This window comes from Lactobacillus corticis (assembly GCF_018327645.1).
GTDB lineage: Bacteria > Bacillota > Bacilli > Lactobacillales > Lactobacillaceae > Lactobacillus > Lactobacillus corticis.
Window position 1 is genome coordinate 1 of record NZ_BMAY01000052.1, and the last position, 232, is coordinate 232.

1 pseudogene is annotated in these 232 nt (G+C 31.9%); it reads left to right on the forward strand.

Going from position 1 to position 232, the window contains the following annotated elements:
* Nucleotides 1-206, forward strand: a pseudogene (locus KI210_RS08675) (IS30 family transposase); the annotation flags it as partial.
* Nucleotides 207-232 lie beyond the last annotated feature (26 nt).

A 232-nucleotide genomic window follows, 5' to 3' on the forward strand; every position in this document is an offset into this window, starting at 1 on the left:
CTTCTTGTGATAAAGGCACTGTTGAAAGACACAATTGCCTTATTCGCAGATTTATTCCCAAAGGTGATTACATCAATAACTATTCTCTTCAAGATATCATTAATATTGAAACCTGGTGCAATTCGCTACCAAGAAAGATCTTGGCATATCATACTCCAGATGAAATCTTTGAGAAAGAATTAGATCATATCTATCAAGCAGTATAAATGTTCAATTTATTATTGCAATTTAC